Raw genomic sequence first — 17,655 nt, 5'->3', positions numbered from 1 at the left:
TTCGCTTACCAGGTCTATTGCGGTACCGTCAGAACCGACAGCTTGGTGACGCCAGCCCTTTCGATGGATGACATCACCTTGGCGACGATGCCGTATTGCACCGCGTCATCGGCGTTCAGATTCAGCGCAAACGCCGGGTCGGCGGCCAAGCGGTTTTTCAACTCGGTTTCGATGACATCGGCAGCGTATTCTTGTTTGTCGAGGTAAATCTTGCCCTGGGCATCGACGCTCAAATAAGCCGCGGCTTTGTCGTCGGGCGGTGCGGTTTCGGCGGTTTTCGGCAAATTCACGTGCACGGCCTGGGTCAACAAGGGCGCGGTAACGATGAATACCACCAGCAATACCAGCATCACATCCACCAGCGGCGTGACGTTGATTTCGCCCATTACGTCGTCGCCGCCATCTTCCTTAGTATTGAATGCCATTATGCGTGCGCCTCTTTCGCCAGTAATTCGTCATGGGTGTCTTTGAACGATGGTTTTTTTCCGCCGCTGACGTCGGTCAAACGCGCCGATGCCGCTGAACCGGATTTGCTGTTCGGACGTTCGATGATGAACGAGCTTTTCAATGCCAAATGTACGAAGTCGATGGCAAAATCGTCCAGAAACGCCCAAACCACTTTATTGCGGCGGATGAAAAAGTTGTAGCCCACTACTGCCGGCACCGCCACCGCAATACCCACCGCCGTGGCGATCAACGCCTCGCCGATGGGGCCGGCGACGACTTCCAAACTGGCCGAGCCGGTTTTACTGATATTGGTCAAAGCGCCCATGATGCCCCACACGGTGCCGAACAGGCCGACGAACGGCGAGATGCTGCCGATGGTGGCCAGTACCGCCAGGCCGCTTTCCAGCGAGCCGCGTTCTTTTTGCATTTGCTGGCGTAAGCGTCTATCCAATAATTCCTGCCTGTCCCAGGTGTGTTCCAGGTCGTGAGTGGAAGCACCGCCGTCGGTTTCCACCAGTGTCGAGAATCCGATGCCGGCGACTCTGGCGGCCGGGCCGTTCTGGTTTTCCAGGTGTGCGGCGGCCTGGATGTTGGGGGCACTCCAAAATTCTTTGTTATATCGACGGTTGTGATATGAAATTCGGATGTGTTGGACGCCTTTGATCAAAATCAAGGCCCAAGTGACCACCGAGGCGGTGATTAATGTATTCAGGGTGCCATCGACGATGACGTTGGTTGCTATATCAGACATGTATGATCCTCAAAAGTGATTACAATTTAAAAGTGAATGGAACCGTGGTGTAGCGGGCAATCGGCGTATCGCCGCGTTTGGCCGGCACGAAAGACCACTTTAAAACGGCTTTGACGGCGGCATCGTCCAGGACTTTTTGGCCACTGGATTTGCTGACGGTAACGCTATCGGTGGTGCCGTCCGGCAGCACGTGGACTTTCATGATGACTTTACCTTCCCAGCCGCGCTCCTGCGCCATCTCCGGATATTCCGGCAATGGGTTGTGCAGGTAAGCCGCGTCGGCTAGCGGTTCGGTGATTTTTTCTTCGACCACGGGAGCCGGCGGCGCCGGAGGTGCAGGTGGCGCGTTATCGACCACCGGGCCGGCGACTGGCGCGGGGGCTTCTTGCTCAACAACCTTGGGCACCGGCTTAATTTTCGGCGGCTTCAAAGGCACTACTTTAGGCTTAGGCGGCTGGGGCTTGACTTGCGGTGGCGGCGGTACCGGTTTCGGTTGCGGCCGAGTCAGCGTGATTTGGACTTTGGTTTCCGGCTTGACCGGTTCGGCGATTTCCTGCTCGAACGCCGCGCCGCTGAAACGATCGACCACGGTGTTATGGATAAATACCGATAACAGGCCTATCAATAAAAAGTCGACCAATTTGTGATCGCGCGTTTCGCTGACGTATTTAAAATCCCCCAGCGCGACGGCTATTCGCGAATGGGCGATACCCTCCGCCAGTGGGCTGAGCGACGGTTTCAGCGAAACGACGTCGGTCGGTTCCCAATCCGCGGCAGTGTCCGCCGCTGCAAATTTATTCAATGTGGCTAAAGGACTGCTCATTGCGATGTTCCCCATACTTAAATAAAAACGCCGTACTCCTTGCTATTGCGCGCCGAATCGGCGGGCATTTCATGCAGTGGATCGGCTGTGATTAATGCTGCTGATTTCTAATAAAGCATGAGGCGTGCCAGATTTTTAAGTAAGCCAGGCGGGATGGTCGGAAATATTGAAGACGATTTATAAGGTTTTATTTTTAAATGGTTTTTAATGGAATAAATCTTACCCCGTAATACGGTTAGGGTCGGGGGGTCAGTGATTTCAGCAGGCGTTCAGCGCAGTGCTGCTTGTTCAGCACCAATTTCAATAGACTTCTGTTTAAGGGGTGTTTGCTGGGCAACAGCACAAAGCTTGATAACGGTCGCTGGGAGCAGGACTCTAACGTCAGTTTAGTATCCCGACTTTGGGCATTTGCGCCGAATGTTGACCGCCGGTTCATGGCTCGAAATGGCTGGAGGGAACTTATAAAAACTCCTTCTCCCGGGCCGAGAAGTAGATTTCACTATGAAACAGGACACACCCCGCTCGTCCGAACCGGCGATCCGCAGGAGTTTCAACGCCATTTCCTGGAGAAGTCGTTGGCGATGAGGGCGCAGGCCTATCAAGTGGAAGTCAAGGCCAAACCGCCAAGGTAGCGGCCAGCATCCATCGGCATTTCGATTTTCCCCGATCATAGCAACGACGGCGACAAACTGATCGGCTATGCCGATGGCACGATTTACAAGATCAAGAAGTCGGGTAAGAACGCCTATGCGTTTCACGTAGAAGCAGGCTAGTCACGGAGCCTGCGAATTAGCGTTTGATGGGGGATTGTTTATCCCATCCTATGGCCCTATTTTGGCTGTTAGTGCAATGGATGGCCGTGTAACTGAAGCCACGCTGACTTAAAGCCAACGTGGCGTGGGCTAGGTCATGTATTTTATACGGCAAGTCTTGAGCCAACGGCTTTGCGCCGGCCAGCCAGCAGGCCTAACAGACCAGTACCGAACAGCCAAACCGCGCCAGGGACGGGAACGGAAGCGACGGATACGACATTTTTAATGGTTTTTGACGAACCGATCAAGGAGCTAAATGAGCCGTTGCCGTTATTACCATCCAATGCGTTGACCAGATCTAAAAAGCCGTTGCTCAGACCCGCCAACCAGAGGTTTTCGCCAGTAGAACCGCCGGTCAAACCAGGGTTATTCGCAGCCCAGCCACCGGTGAATTTGGTTTTGAAACCCACAGCGAAACCGCCATAGGTGCCGACATAGTCGGGTGTATTGTTGTCAGGGTTGATATCCAGTAGTTTGGCGCTCAGCAACAATTGCTCGGGCTGGTTGGACCATGAGGTGTTGCCAAAGGTGCCGGCAGGCAGGCTGCCCTTGATTTCCAAATAGTTGCTCAAGCTCGTAGAGCCGATTGATGTGATCAATTTGCCGGCCGAGTTGAAGTTAGCCTGGTATTTCACGCTATCGCGACCCAAATTAACATAATTGTCCACATCGCCCCAGAATGAAGCAGTGGAACCGGTGCCTTTCAATTGCCAATAAGTGCTTGATCCAGAACCTTTTCTCTCGATCTTGATCGTTTCGTTGACATCCAGGAACAAAGGCCAGCTTGGCGCGCCGACGCCAGTGGCGTTATATGAGTATGGCACGGTATCGGCTACTGCGTTACCCGTGGTGGCTGCCAGCGGCAACAACAGGGCGAAAGCCCAACGTGCATATTTAACGACTTTCATTTAAATCTCCTTAAATTAATTAAGGTGGCAACCCGGCTATCGTGATGTATCGAACCCTCAGACCCGCAGTTTTCCGCCCCGACCTCACGATCGGTTTAGCTTTTACACACTTCTGATTTTGAATTAACACAATATTGGTACAACATGCCCTGCGCTTCCAGCGATGACTTAAAACCTCGGCTCAGTCCCTATCCATGCCATCCCTGTTCCCTAGCTATTCCCAGCTGATAGCCAAACGACTGGTCTCAGCGTTAAAGCCTGCGGCATCTTATTCAGGTGAGTAGGTCTTTTCGGTGACGGGTGCATGAACTTTGCAAGAAATGTAATACGTACGTATTACTGATGACGATCAGGTTAAAAATGCTGTTAAACCGGCAGTAGAATCATTTAAAGGAAGAGGTTCCTGCGCCGGAAAGACAAACCTTGCGAAATGGCGTGATGAGATCTGAATATAAGGGGCAAGCTTGATGTCATTAGCTTATCGGACCCAAAAACCGGGTGTTGCGGCGCGAGGTTCCGGCCTTGCGTTTGGCCGCCGGATGAACCATTCGGGTATCGGCAGACCCAGGGGATATGTCCTAGATACGATTAACGTAGCGTAATCGTAAGAATGAGGTGAAATGCATTGCATTGCATAACCATGCCTCCGAATATGCTACGTTAAAAGGCGAAGATTAGTTTACGTGTACGGTGTGTCGTCTTTATGAACAAACTTCCACTTCCCCTCCACGAGTATGGCTTTGAGATCGTCATCGGGGTAACTTCCTTCGTCTCCCGGCGTCCGGTCGCCGATTTCGAGGTAGATGACTGCCTCCGACGTTTCGTTAATCAGATGGTGTCCGTTGCCGTTGCCAGCCTTGAAGCCGGCGCACATTCCCGGCGAGAGCTGGCTGCGACCTTCGTCAGTATGTAAGGTTGGATACCCTTGCAGGATATAGATAAATTCGTCTTGCTTGGTGTGAGCGTGACGAAGGGCAGAAACGGCATTGGGAGCCAAACGTGTCAAGTTGACGCCAAAGTTTGTAAGACCAAACAGATCGCCAAGCCGGCGCTTCTCCCGACCCAGCATAAGCGACGCGAACGGTTCGGGATAGCTTGATGGCTTGCTTCTTGCCGGTGCCTCAGTCGCAATGATGGCGATCGGATTGGATTTTTCTGACATAAGAGCCTCGCGAGAAGGGGCAGGGTTTACAAGGATTACTCTGCTAGCGGCAAAATCAAATAATCCGTCCATTTCCGTTCGCCGCCGGCTTCATCTTCGCTAGGCAGCAAGGTTTCGTTCCAGCCGCCGCCCAAGGCTTTTACCAATAGCACCGATGCGCTAAGTTGCTGGCCTTGCAGTTGCACGGCGGTTTGGCGGTTGGACAACGCGGCGGCTTGGGCCGTCATTACGTTGATGTAACTGACGGTGCCGGCCTGATATTGATTGTTGGTTAACGCCAGCGCCTGGTTAGCAGCGGCGACGGCTTTATCCTGCACCTGTTTTTCTTCGTCCAGGATACGCAGCGCGGCCAGATTGTCTTCCACTTCCTGAAAGCCGGTCAGCACGGTTTGACGATAAGCGGCGACCGTGGCGTCGTAAGCGTCGACAGCCTGTTTGTACTGAGCGTTCTTGGCGCCGCCGTCGAATAATGTCAGCGCCAGGCCGGCCGGTCCCAAGGACCAATAGCGGCGCGCCATCGTGAACAGCGTGTCGGCGGTAGGCGACTGAAAGCCGTTGGTCGAGGCCAGATTCAAGGTCGGGTAATAAGCCGCCTTGGCGACGCCGATCTGGGCGTTGGCGGCGGCGATTTTGCGTTCGGCGGCGGCGATGTCGGGACGGCGTTCCAACAGTTCAGAAGGCAGGCTGACCGGAATCCCCGGCGCTTGCACATCTAAAGAGGTTGGTGCCAACGATAATTCGGCCGGCGATTTGCCGATCAGCACCGCAATCGCGTGTTCCAGCTTGGCGCGCTGCACGCCCAGATCGATGGACTGCGCGCGCACCGTTTCCTGCTGGGTTTCGGCTTGCACCACATCGGCCTTGGCGACCACGCCCACCGCGTAGCGGTTCTTGGTGATTTCCAGGGTTTTGCTGTAAGCGGCCACCGTTTCGTCCAGTAAGGTCTTTTGCGCGTCCAGCACCTTTAGTTGAAAGTAATTGTCGGCCAAGGTCGTCTGACTGGACAATATCAGGCCGTGCAGCGTCGCGGCGCTGGCCTGGGCGTTGTCGGTATTGGCTTCCAGTTGGCGGCGGACGCTACCCCATAAATCCGGTTCCCAGGCTACATTGACCGCCTGGCCGAACAAGTTCCGCACCCCGCCTACCGCGACGTTCTGACCGGTGGCGGCTCTGAAGCGGTTGAAGGTGCCGGTCAGCGTGGCAACCGGCAGCAAGGACGATTGCGCGGATTGCACCAAATGCTGGGCTTGCCGGTATTGAGCCTCGGCCTGGATGATGGATTGATTGGCGCCGGCGACCTGTTCTTCCAGTGCGTTCAATCTGGGATCGTTGAATATTTCCCACCATTTGCCCGGCAATCCCTTGTCTCTGGGTTGAGCCTGCTTCCAGCCCTCGAGTTCCTTGAACTCGGCGGGCACTGAGCTGGCTTGCGGACGAGCATAATCCGGGCCGACCATGCAACCGGTCAATTGGGCGGCGAATAAGGCATAAATCGGAGCGTGCTTAAGACGAAAACTCATGTAAATCTCGGTGAAACTCAGGCAGGTTTGCGCGCTCGGGAAGCGGCGCGGTTAAAAAAACGGCCATGACACCACAGCCGGAAACGATCCAGGTAAAGATACACCACCGGGGTAGTATACAGCGTCAGCATCTGGCTAAAGATCAGGCCGCCGACGATGGAAATCCCCAGCGGTTGACGCAATTCCGCGCCATAGCCCGTACCCAGCGCCAGCGGTAGTGCGCCGAACAACGCGGCCAATGTGGTCATCATGATGGGCCGGAAGCGTAGCAGACAAGCCTGAAAAATCGCCTCGCGCGAATCCAGGCCTTGCTCGCGCTCGGCCTGCAAGGCAAAGTCTATCATCATGATCGCGTTTTTCTTGACGATGCCGATCAGCAAAATCACGCCGATCAAGGCAATGATGCTGAACTCGGTGCCGCAAGCCATCAGCGCCAGCAGCGCACCGACTCCGGCGGAGGGCAGGGTGGAGAGGATGGTCAAGGGATGCACGAAACTTTCGTAAAGCACGCCCAGCACGATGTAAATACTCAACAGCGCGGCCAAAATCAGCCAGGGTTGATTACGCATCTGATCCTGAAAGGCTTTAGCCGAGCCTTGGAAGCTGCCTTGCACCGCCACCGGCACGCCGATCTCGCGCATGGTTTCTTCGATTAAACGCGTAGCGTCCGATAACGAGACGCCGGGATTCAGATTGAAGGAAATGGTGTTGGCGGCGAACTGGCCTTGATGATTGATGGTCAGCGGAGTATTGGTGGGCGCAAAACTGGCCAGCGCCGACAACGGTATCTGCCGAGCCGGGGCTTCCTCGCCGCTGGGCAAACGCTGGCTGGGTACGCTGATATAAACCTGTTTTAAGGCTTCCGGACTTTGCCAATATTCAGGCGCCAGTTCCATCACTACCCGGTATTGGTTGAGCGGATTGTAGATCACCGATACCTGGCGTTGGCCGAAGGCGTCGTTGAGGCTGGCATCGATCATCGCCTGGCTGACGCCGTAACGTGCCGCCATGGCTCTATCCACCACCAGGCCGATCTGCTGGCCCTTGTCCTGTTGGTCGCCGTTGACGTCGCTGAGTTCCGGCAGTTTGGATAATGCGGCTGCCACTTTCGGTGTCCATTCCCGCAACAAATCCAGATCGTCGGATTGCAGCGCATAATCGAAGGAACCAAACGAGGGGCGGCCACCGATCCTGAGTTCCTGGGCGGGGAACATATGCAATTTGGCGCCGGGGATGCGGTTTAGCGTGGCGCGCAGGCGATCTTGAACCACGTCTATCGGTTCGCGCTCGCTATGCGGTTTTAGTACCACGAATACATCGGCGCTATTGCTGCGCTGTTGGGCGCCGGCGAAACCGACCACGGTGCTGACCGCCGGATCTTTTTGCACCAGCTCGGAAAATTGAAACAGCTTTTTCTGCAATGACCAGAACGAGGTGCCTTGGTCGGTTTGGATGCCGCCTACCAAGCGGCCGCCATCCTGGGTGGGGAAGAAGCCTTTGTCGATCACTGCGTACAGATAAAAATTCAAGCCTATGGTGCCCAGCAAGATCAGCAGCATGATCCGGCTATGCCGCAATGCCCAGCGTAAGGTCTGTTCGTAGCGATCTTGCAGCCAGTCGAAGGCTGAGCCTATGCCCCGATAAATCCGGCCATGCTCGGCCGCATTTTCCTTGCCCAGCAAGCGCGCGCACAGCATCGGCGTGACGGTCAATGAGATTAATAAAGACACCGCTACCGCGGTGGCCAGCGTCATCGAAAACTCCCGGAACAGCCGGCCGGCGACGCCGCCCATCAGCAGAATTGGCAAAAATACCGCTACCAGCGATACGCTCATCGCCAGTACGGTAAAACCGACTTCCCTGGACGCCATTAACGCAGCCTTGAAGGGTTTCACGCCTTTTTCGATGTGGCGGCTGGCGTTTTCCAATACCACGATGGCGTCGTCGACCACAAAGCCGGTGGCGATGGTCAGTGCCATCAAGGTCAGATTGTTCAGGCTGTAGTTCAGTAAATACATTGCCGCGCAGGAGCCGATCAGCGAAACCGGTACCACGATGATCGGGATCAAGGTCGAGCGTATATTTCGCAAAAACACCAGCACCACCAAAATGACCAGCACGATGGCGATGAACAGGCTGTGCTCGACTTCGGCGATCGAAGCGCGTATGGTCAGGGATCGATCCACCGCCACCGACAGATCTATCGTGCTGGGGATGGCGGCGCGCAGCTCCGGTAATAGCGCCTTGACCTGATCGACGGTTTCGATGACATTGGCGGTGGGCTGTTTGGTCAGAATCAGCAACACCGAGGGTTTGCCGTTTTTCAGGCCGGTGTTGCGTAAATCTTCCACCGAATCGACCGCATTGCCCAGGTCGGAAATTCTGACGGCGGCGCCGTTGCGGTAACTGACGATTAGCGGCAGATAGTCCTCGGCCTTGCGGGCCTCGTCGTTGGCTTGAATCTGCCAGCGTTCGCCGCCGCTTTCCATCAATCCTTTCGGGCGGGTGATATTGGTTTGGGTGATGGTATTTCGGACATCTTCCAGGCCGATGCCGTATTTGGTTAAGGCGTTGGGATTCAGTTCCACCCGCACCGCCGGTAGCGAGGCGCCGCCGATCTGCACCTGGCCTATGCCGGGCACTTGGGCGATTTTTTGCGCCAGGATGGTGGAGGCAACATCGTACATCTGGCCGCGATCCAGGCTTTCCGAAGTCAGCGCCAGGATCAGAATGGGCGATTCGGAAGGGTTGAAGCGGCGGTAACTGGGCCGGTTGGGCATGTTGGTCGGCAACATGCTGGTGGCGGCATTGATCGCCGCTTGCACATCGCGGCCGGCACCGTAAATGTCTCGATCCAGATCAAATTGCAGGGTAATCCGGGTATTGCCTTGCGAGCTGCTGGAGGTCATTTCGGTGACGCCGGCGATGCGGCCCAAGGCTCTTTCCAATGGCGTAGCCACCGTGGCGGCCATGGTTTCGGCGCTGGCGCCGGGCAATTGGGCCTGCACGGAAATGGTCGGAAAATCCACCTGCGGCAGCGAGGATACCGGCAAGTTCAAGTAAGCCAGGGTGCCGACCAGTGCGATAGCGATGGTCAACAACATGGTCGCCACCGGCCGATAAATGAACAGCGCCGACAGATTCATCACACACTCCCGTCGCTTTCGGACGCTTCCGTGGGATTAAGCTTTAGCCAGCCCGATGCCCGCCGGGCCAGGCTGTCCATCCATAAATAGATCACGGGCGTGGTGTATAGGGTCAGCAATTGGCTGACCAATAAACCGCCAACCATGGTGATGCCCAGGGGGTGGCGCAATTCAGAGCCGACGCCGTTACCCAGCATCAAGGGCAGCGCGCCCAGCAAAGCGGCCAGCGTGGTCATCAGAATCGGCCGGAAGCGTAGCAAGCAGGCCTGGAAAATCGCCTCGCGCGGCGGCATGCCTTGTTTACGCTCGGCTTCCAGCGCAAAGTCGATCATCATGATGGCGTTCTTTTTGACGATGCCGATCAACAAAATGATGCCGATAATGCCGATGATGCCCAAATCGCCGCCGGACACCAGCAGCGCCAACAAGGCGCCGACGCCGGCCGAGGGCAGGGTGGAGAGAATGGTCAAGGGGTGAATATAGCTCTCGTACAGCACGCCCAGCACGATATAGACGGTGACGATGGCCGCCAGAATCAGCCACAAGGTATTGTCCAGCGAGGCTTTAAACGCCTGCGCGGCGCCCTGATAGCTGGTGCGGATGCTGGGTGGCAAGCCGATGTCCTGCTTGGCGCGTTCGATGGCATTCACCGCGTCGCCCAGTGCTACGCCCGGCGCCAGGTTAAACGACAGCGTGGCGACCGGAAATTGATCGAGATGATTGATGGATAGCGCGGCCGGCCGTTCGGATAATTCGGCCAGCGCCGATAAAGGCACTTGGCTGCCGTTACTGGACGGCACACGCAAATCGTTCAGTGCTTGCGGCGAGCTTTGTGCGTCCGGATCTATCTCTAACACCACCCGATATTGGTTGGCCTGGGTGAAAATAGTCGAGACCAGCCGTTGCCCGTAAGCGCTGTACAGCGCGTTGTCGATCGCGGCGGTGCTGACGCCCAGCCGGCTGGCGGTGCTGCGGTCGATATTGACATACACTTGTTGGCCCTGATCCTGCACATCGCTGGCGACTTCGGCAAACTCGGGCTGGCCGGTCAGTTGCTCTACCAGTTTATGCGTCCAGCTGTTGAGTTGGTCCAGGTCTACGCTCTCCAGGGTCAATTGGTATTGAGTACGGCTGACTCGGTTTTCCATGGTCAAATCTTGTACCGGTTGCAAGTACAGCCGAATGCCGGCCAGATCGGCGAATTTAGGCTTCAGGCGGGCGATCACCTCGTCGGCGCTGACGCCGCGCTCGGCATGCGGTTTAAGATTGATCAGGAAGCGGCCGGCGTTAGGGGTAGTGTTGATGCCGTCCACGCCGATAAACGACGACAGGCTATCCACCGCCGGGTCTTCCAGAATCAATTTGGCCAGCTGTTGTTGGTATTCGGCCATCGCCGAGAACGAGACGTTTTGCGGCGCTTCGGAAAAACCCTGGATGATGCCGGTGTCCTGCTGCGGGAAAAAACCCTTGGGGATGAAGATATACAACGCAACGGTCAAGGCCACGGTAGCGAAGAAGGCCAGCATGGTCAGCACTTGTCGCTTCAGTACCCATTCCAGTGTACGACCGTAGCCGGCGATCAGTTTGTCGAACCAGCCGTTGCCAGGGTGTTGGTCATGCTCCACGCCTTGATGCAGCAGCTTGGCGCACATCATCGGCGTCAAGGTCAGCGAGACGATGGCGGAAATCAAAATCGCCACCGCCAAGGTGATGGCAAACTCTCGAAACAGCCGGCCGACCACATCGCTCATGAACAATAGCGGGATCAACACCGCCACCAGCGATACTGTCAGCGAGATGATGGTAAAGCCGATCTGTTCCGAGCCTTTCAGCGCGGCTTTTAACGGCGATTCACCGCGTTCGATGTAACGGCTGATGTTTTCGATCACCACGATGGCGTCGTCGACCACGAAGCCGGTGGCAATGGTCAGCGCCATCAAGGTCAGGTTGTTGATGCTGAATTCGGCCAGATACATCACCGCGAAGGTGCCGACCAAGGACAAGGGCACCGCAACGCCGGGAATGATGGTGGCCGGCACATTGCGCAGAAACAGGAAAATCACCATGACGACCAAGGCCACCGCCAGCAGCAGTTCGAACTGCACGTCGTGTACCGAAGCGCGTATCGTCACGGTACGGTCGGTCAATGGCAGCACCTCGATACTGAGCGGCAGCGTGGCCTGCAATTTGGGCAGCAGTTCCTGAATCCTATCCACTACCTCGATGACGTTGGCGCCGGGTTGGCGCTGGATGTTGACGATCACCGCCGCATTATCATTGGCCCAAGCCGCCAGTCGCACGTTTTCCGCGCCGTCCACCACGTCCGCCACTTCCGACAGCCGTACCGGCGCGTTATTGCGGTAAGCCACCACCAAGTCCCGGTATTCCGTCGCAGAGCGTAACTGGTCGTTGCTGTCGATGATCGCCGAGCGTTGTGGGCCGTTGAACATGCCTTTGGGCTGGTTGACGTTGGCGGCGGCGATGGCGCTGCGCAGGTCTTCCAGGCTCATGCCGTAGGCGGCCAGGGCTTTATGATTGGCCTGAATCCGCACTGCCGGCCGTTGGCCGCCACTGATGCTGACCATGCCCACGCCCGGCAACTGGGAGATTTTCTGCGCCAGCCGGGTATCGACCATGTCCTCGATCTTGAACAACGGCAAGGCTTTGGAGCTGACCGCCAGCGTCATGATCGGCGTGTCGGCGGGATTGACTTTGCTGTAAATCGGCGCTTGCGGCAAATCGTCCGGCAGGAAATTGGTTGCGGCATTGATCGCTGCCTGCACGGTTTGTTCGGCAATATCCAGGTTCAGATTCAGATTGAATTGTAGGGTAATCACCGAAGCCCCGCCGGAACTGGTCGAGGACATCTGGCTGAGCCCAGGCATCTGGCCGAACTGGCGTTCCAGCGGCGCGGTGATCACCGAAGTCATTACGTCCGGGCTGGCGCCGGGATATAAGGTCACCACCTGAATGGTCGGATAATCGACTTGCGGCAAGGCCGAAACCGGCAGCAGCCGGTAAGCCAATATGCCGACCAGCAGCAAGGCCACCATCAACAAGGAAGTGGCGACCGGCCGCAGGATGAATAGCCGGGAAGGATTGAACTGGGATTGCGACGACTGAGGCGTGGTCATGTTCAGGAACGGCGGCCGCGTTTACGGAATTGGCCTTCCGTTTTGCTTAGCGCTTCCGGACTGGCCGCTACCGCCTGGCCGTCTTTTTCGGCGATATCGACCTGAGCGCCTTCGCGCAACCGGTCGGCGCCGTCGACCACCACGGTTTCGTTGGCGGCGAGATTGTCCAGCACGACCACTTTGTCGGCTTCGGTTGGCCCTAAGCTGACTCGGCGCATCTGCACGGTTTTTTCCGGGCTGACCACGTAAACAAATGCGCCCTGAGTGTCGTGTTGAATGGCGGCGCTGGATACCTGGGTGACGCCATGCAAGGTATCCAGATGCATCTGGATGTTGACGAATTGATTGGCAAACAAGCTGCGTTCTTTATTGTCGAACTGTGCCTTTAATTTTAGTGTGCCGGTGCTGGAGTCGATTTGATTATCCAGCGCCAGCAACTTACCTTCGGCCAGTTTGGTTTTGCCGGCCCGGTCGTAAGCGGCAATGTTGACCGGTTCGTTGGAACGCCAACGTTGGATCACTGCTTGCACCTTGTCTTCCGGCAGCGTGAACACCACGCTGATGGGCTGCAACTGGGTAATCACCACGACGCCGTTGGCGTCGCTGGCATGGACCATATTGCCCTGGTCGATTTGCCGCAAGCCCACTTGGCCGGCAATCGGCGCGGTCAGGCGGGTATAACTGAGCTGCAGTTTGGCGTTATTGACCTGCGCCTTGTCCATTTCCACGCTGCCGCGATATTGTTTGACTTGCGATTCCTGGGTCACGGTTTGCTGAGCGGCTATCGAATCCTGTTCCAGCAGCGTTTGATAACGGGCGTGGTCCAGTTCTGCGTTTTTCAGCATCGCTTCGTCGCGTAGCAACTGGCCTTCTGCTTGTTGCAATTGCACCTGAAACGGCCGCGGATCGATCTCAGCGAGTAGGTCGCCTTCCTTGACCATCTGGCCTTCGCTGAACGCCACTTTTACCAGTTCACCGTCTACCCTGGGTTTGACGGTGACGGTGCGCAATGCGGTGACAGTACCCAAGCCATTCAGATATACCGGGAAATCGGTTTTGCTGACCGTTTCGATAGCGACAGCGCTCGGGGCGTCGAAGTCGTCATGGCCGAATTTGCCGCCACCGCGCTTGAACTTGCCGTCGTCAGGGGCCGCCGCGGAATGCTGGAAATAAAAGCCGGCGGCGGTAATCGCCAGCGCCATTAGCGTACCGGGTAGGGCATAACTTCGGCGCCTGGTTGGGGAGGGCGGTAATTCTGGGCGTTGATGTTGACTCATGCGGACGTTTATTAATTTAGGGTTTGGGAGCGGATGGCTTGAATGCCGGCCAGCGAAAATTGCACGACGTGTTCGGCAAAAGCATTGATGTCGCTCAGATCGCTAGGATGAGCCCGACGCGGCCGGGCCGATTGCATTTGTTTTAAGCGCAGCAGTTGAAAACATTGGCCCATGATGCTGGCATGGCAGTATTGAATCTGCTGCTCGCTGGCGGCGTGCCCCAGACATTCTTTTAACAAGCCAAACATTTGCAGGCGCTGCGGGTTGATTTCCTTTTCCAGAATGTCGGCCAGCAGCCGGGTAGGCTGGGCCATTTCCTTATGAATAATCGCAAACGAATAGGAATCGTCATCGGCCACGCGGCCGATCATGGATTTAATTCGGCCGGCCAGGCGCTGTTCGGCGGGGGCATCATTTTCAACGCCGCCGTCTGGCGGATGCTGGGCCAACTCCTGATTAAACGCAAAACGCCAGGATTCCAGGTATAGGGTTTCCTTATCGCGAAAATGATAATTGACCGAAGCGATATTGGTTTTGGCTTGCTCGCAAATCTCGGCGATCGTCGCGTCCTGAAAACCCTTTTCGGCAAAGATGCGGCAGGCCGCGACTAACAGTCGATCGCGGGTCTTTTCCGGCTTGATTTGAGGGTCCGTCATGCTTGGGCTTGGAAACTGGCTAGTGGTTTGTGTTTGGAAATTGAAATTGCTAATTCAAATCTGCATTAGATAAAGCAAACTTTGTACCAAACTTAGCGGTCTGTTTTTGTTAAGGTTTTTTTGAATGGCGTCAATAATTGCTTGAAATTCAGCAGTGACTGGTCAGCAGGTGTTGGTGTGGAGGCACGGGCGAGATGTCGCCGAGCGAACTTATGCGGGTGAGAATTTTATTCAGTCAGGATGGCAAGCATCTCTATCTGGAATTTGCGGGACCACTATAGTTTGTGTTTTTGACGGTTCAAGCTGACTTGAACGGTAGGAAAAATTCCGCTACCAGCAAAGGCTGGTTGTGGATCGCGTAGACGGTGCGGCGTCCCCAGATGCTTTGATCGACGCCGACAGAGGCTTGCAGACGCGGCGACCAGATGGCGGTTTCCGCGCAACTGAACTGGCGATGGCGGAGTTCCAGATCCGGGTAGGCGAAAATTACTTCACCCAGCGGCCGACTGCCTAGATGCGACAGGTTGCGGTGGGCGATTTCTATGGTCGGTTCCGGCAGCACGGTGCGGGCCAGCACCAGCGGCAGGCCGTTGGCGTGCAGCAACACTTCGCGGATCAATTGATAGCGGGCCGGCTGCAGCTTCAATAAGCGGCATTCGTCGATAAAGGCCGGTTTCCAGCGATGAAATAACACTTTAACGCCGAACTGTTTGCCGTAAATGCCGCGCAAGCGCTTGGTCAGCGATCCGGTTTCGTTGAGCCACGATTGCAGCTCTGCGGGTAATTGCCGTTGGCTGCTCTGCTCATGGCTTTTCCAAATCGGCGGACGGCTGAATAAAAAACTTTTGTCGGGCAAGGCTTAAACCTCGGCGTAATGGCGGCTATGGCCGATCCAGCGCTGGATCAGCGGTTGAATGGCGTCGGGATGTTGTTGATGGATCAGTTGCGCGGCCGACGGGATCAGCTCCAGCAGGTCGCTGTCGCGTTCCAGGTCGGCGATTTTGAATTGGATTTGTCCGGTCTGGCGGGTACCCATCACTTCGCCGGGGCCGCGCAGTTCCAGGTCTTTTTCGGCGATCACGAAACCGTCGTTGCTTTCCTTGAGTATTGCCAGCCGTTGTTTACCGGCTTGCGACAGCGGCGATTGGTACAGCAGCAGGCAATAGCTGTCTTGGTTGCCGCGACCGACCCGGCCGCGCAACTGGTGCAGTTGCGATAGTCCCAGGCGTTCGGGATTTTCGATGATCATCAGGCCGGCGTTGGGCACGTCGACGCCGACTTCGATCACCGTAGTGGCGACCAGCAAATCGCAATCGCGGTTTTTAAAAGCCTGCATCACGGCATCTTTTTCGGCGGCTTTCATCCGGCCATGGACTAAGCCAATCCGTACCGTTGGCAAAGTCTCGGTTAGATACTCGGCGGTTTTTTCGGCAGCCTCGCACTGCAATACTTCGGATTCCTCGATCAAGGTGCAGACCCAATAAGCTTGGCGCTGCTGAGCAACCCAGTGCTCGATGCGGCCGATCACATCCTGGCGGCGTTCGGAGGATATCACGCTGGTGACGACCGGCTTACGGCCGGGCGGCAGTTCGTCGATGATGGATATGTCCAGATCGGAATATTGCAACATCGCCAAGGTGCGTGGAATCGGTGTGGCGGTCATGATCAATTGATGCGGTCTCAGGCCGCCGTGCTGGCCTTTTTCGCGCAAGGCCAAACGCTGATGGACGCCGAAGCGGTGTTGTTCGTCGATGACGATCAGGCCCAGCTTATGAAAATAGACGCTGTCCTGAAACAAGGCGTGGGTGCCGATGACGATGCCGGCCGTGCCGTCCGCTAGCGCTTGTAAGGTAGTCTGTCTGGCCTTGCCTTTTAACTGACCGGTCAGAAATACGACCTGGGTGGCGGTATCGGCGAACCAAGTGCTGAAATTTCGAAAATGTTGCTCAGCCAGCAATTCGGTGGGGGCCATTATCGCGACCTGAAACCCGGCGTTGAGTGCCATTAACGCGGCCAGCGCCGCGACCACAGTCTTACCGGAGCCGACATCGCCTTGCACCAGACGCAGCATGGGTTGCGGCTGGCGGCAATCGTTTTCGATTTCGGCGATCACCCGTTGTTGTGCGCCGGTTAGCCGAAACGGCAAGTGCTCGATAAAGGCTTGTTTGACCGTATCGTTCAGTTGAAAAACCGGCGCTTGCCAGCTTTTATACGCCAGCTTGCCTTGCAGCAGCGCCAAATGGTGGGCCAGAAATTCCTCGAACACCAAACGTTTCAAGGCAGGCAGGCTGCCACCACTGATGATGTCGGCGGATAAATGCGGCGGCGGGTTGTGCAGGGTTTGCAGCGCGTCTGTCAACGACGGATATCGATATTGTTGCAGCAAGCCGTGCGGTAGCCAGTCGGCGATGGCGCTATCGCTTTGAAGGCATAGCGCCACGGCTTGTTTGATGGCCTTTCTTAATATGGATTGCGACACGCCTTCGGTGAGCGGGTAGACCGGCGTCAGCGTGGTTTCCAACAGTTGTTCGGCGCAGGCGACGATTTTATATTCCGGATGTACCATTTCCAGGCCTTGATAGCCGTAGCGAATCTCGCCGAAACAGCCGAGGAGGGTGCCGGGTTTGAGCTGTTGGCTTTGTTGCACCGAGAAATGGAAAAAACGTAGCGAAAGCGTACCGCTGGCGTCGGCAATTCGGCAAACCACGCTGGGGCGACCGCGTTGGATACTGTCAGTAAATTCCACGGTGCCGCAGACTAAGGTAGTCATGCCCGGCAGTAATTCGGCAATTGGCACGATGCGGCTGCGGTCCTGGTAGCGCAAGGGCAGATGAAACAGTAAATCCTGAACGGTATGGATGCCGAGTTTTTCCAGGCGAGCGGCGGATTGCGAACCGATACCGGTCAATGCGGTAACCGGTAGCGTGTGCGGTGCGGAATGGTTTATCGAGGCGGACATGGTAGGGGCGCTCAATCGTATCGCGCGTCAGTTTCGGGGCGAACGAATTCGCCCCTACCA

12 protein-coding genes and 1 riboswitch are annotated in these 17,655 nt (G+C 56.3%); all 12 genes read right to left on the bottom strand.

What is annotated here, in order from left to right:
• Positions 1-14: 14 nt before the first annotated feature.
• Positions 15-425 carry an ExbD/TolR family protein gene (locus tag QZJ86_RS13445; RefSeq protein ID WP_301670936.1) on the bottom strand — a complete coding sequence of 137 codons (411 nt, stop codon included), beginning with the start codon at positions 423-425 and terminating at the stop codon, positions 15-17.
• Positions 425-1,198 carry a MotA/TolQ/ExbB proton channel family protein gene (locus tag QZJ86_RS13440; RefSeq protein WP_301670935.1) on the bottom strand — a complete coding sequence of 258 codons (774 nt, stop codon included), beginning with the start codon at positions 1,196-1,198 and terminating at the stop codon, positions 425-427. Before QZJ86_RS13440 ends, QZJ86_RS13445 begins: the two co-directional genes overlap by 1 nt.
• A gap of 19 nt (positions 1,199-1,217) precedes the next feature.
• A complete protein-coding gene (locus tag QZJ86_RS13435) occupies positions 1,218-2,021 on the bottom strand; it encodes an energy transducer TonB (protein ID WP_301670934.1) in 804 nt (267 codons plus the stop codon).
• A gap of 916 nt (positions 2,022-2,937) precedes the next feature.
• Entirely contained in the window at positions 2,938-3,741 is an 804-nt protein-coding gene (locus tag QZJ86_RS13430; protein ID WP_301670933.1) for a PEP-CTERM sorting domain-containing protein, read from the bottom strand.
• A gap of 23 nt (positions 3,742-3,764) precedes the next feature.
• Positions 3,765-3,851: riboswitch (cyclic di-GMP riboswitch) on the bottom strand.
• A 569-nt stretch (positions 3,852-4,420) separates the two neighbouring features.
• Positions 4,421-4,903 carry a cupin domain-containing protein gene (locus QZJ86_RS13425; protein WP_301670932.1) on the bottom strand — a complete coding sequence of 161 codons (483 nt, stop codon included), beginning with the start codon at positions 4,901-4,903 and terminating at the stop codon, positions 4,421-4,423.
• 35 nt (positions 4,904-4,938) lie between these two features.
• Positions 4,939-6,423, bottom strand: a complete 1,485-nt coding sequence (locus QZJ86_RS13420) for an efflux transporter outer membrane subunit (protein ID WP_301670931.1) — start codon at positions 6,421-6,423, stop codon at positions 4,939-4,941.
• 17 nt (positions 6,424-6,440) lie between these two features.
• Positions 6,441-9,569 (bottom strand): multidrug efflux RND transporter permease subunit, encoded by a 3,129-nt coding sequence (locus tag QZJ86_RS13415; protein ID WP_301670930.1) that lies wholly within the window; start codon positions 9,567-9,569, stop codon positions 6,441-6,443.
• On the bottom strand, positions 9,569-12,703 hold the full coding sequence (locus QZJ86_RS13410) for an MdtB/MuxB family multidrug efflux RND transporter permease subunit (RefSeq protein ID WP_301670929.1): 3,135 nt from the start codon (positions 12,701-12,703) through the stop codon (positions 9,569-9,571). Before QZJ86_RS13410 ends, QZJ86_RS13415 begins: the two co-directional genes overlap by 1 nt.
• A gap of 2 nt (positions 12,704-12,705) precedes the next feature.
• Positions 12,706-13,980 carry an MdtA/MuxA family multidrug efflux RND transporter periplasmic adaptor subunit gene (locus QZJ86_RS13405; RefSeq protein ID WP_301670928.1) on the bottom strand — a complete coding sequence of 425 codons (1,275 nt, stop codon included), beginning with the start codon at positions 13,978-13,980 and terminating at the stop codon, positions 12,706-12,708.
• A gap of 11 nt (positions 13,981-13,991) precedes the next feature.
• Positions 13,992-14,636, bottom strand: coding sequence for a CerR family C-terminal domain-containing protein (locus QZJ86_RS13400; RefSeq protein ID WP_301670927.1), 645 nt, complete (start codon positions 14,634-14,636; stop codon positions 13,992-13,994).
• 298 nt (positions 14,637-14,934) lie between these two features.
• Positions 14,935-15,492, bottom strand: a complete 558-nt coding sequence (locus QZJ86_RS13395) for a chorismate--pyruvate lyase family protein (RefSeq protein WP_301670926.1) — start codon at positions 15,490-15,492, stop codon at positions 14,935-14,937.
• A gap of 3 nt (positions 15,493-15,495) precedes the next feature.
• Positions 15,496-17,595 carry an ATP-dependent DNA helicase RecG gene (recG, locus tag QZJ86_RS13390; protein WP_301670925.1) on the bottom strand — a complete coding sequence of 700 codons (2,100 nt, stop codon included), beginning with the start codon at positions 17,593-17,595 and terminating at the stop codon, positions 15,496-15,498.
• Positions 17,596-17,655 lie beyond the last annotated feature (60 nt).

The organism is Methylomonas montana, assembly GCF_030490285.1.
Classification (GTDB): domain Bacteria; phylum Pseudomonadota; class Gammaproteobacteria; order Methylococcales; family Methylomonadaceae; genus Methylomonas; species Methylomonas montana.
This window is presented reverse-complemented; position numbering and strand designations above follow the sequence as displayed.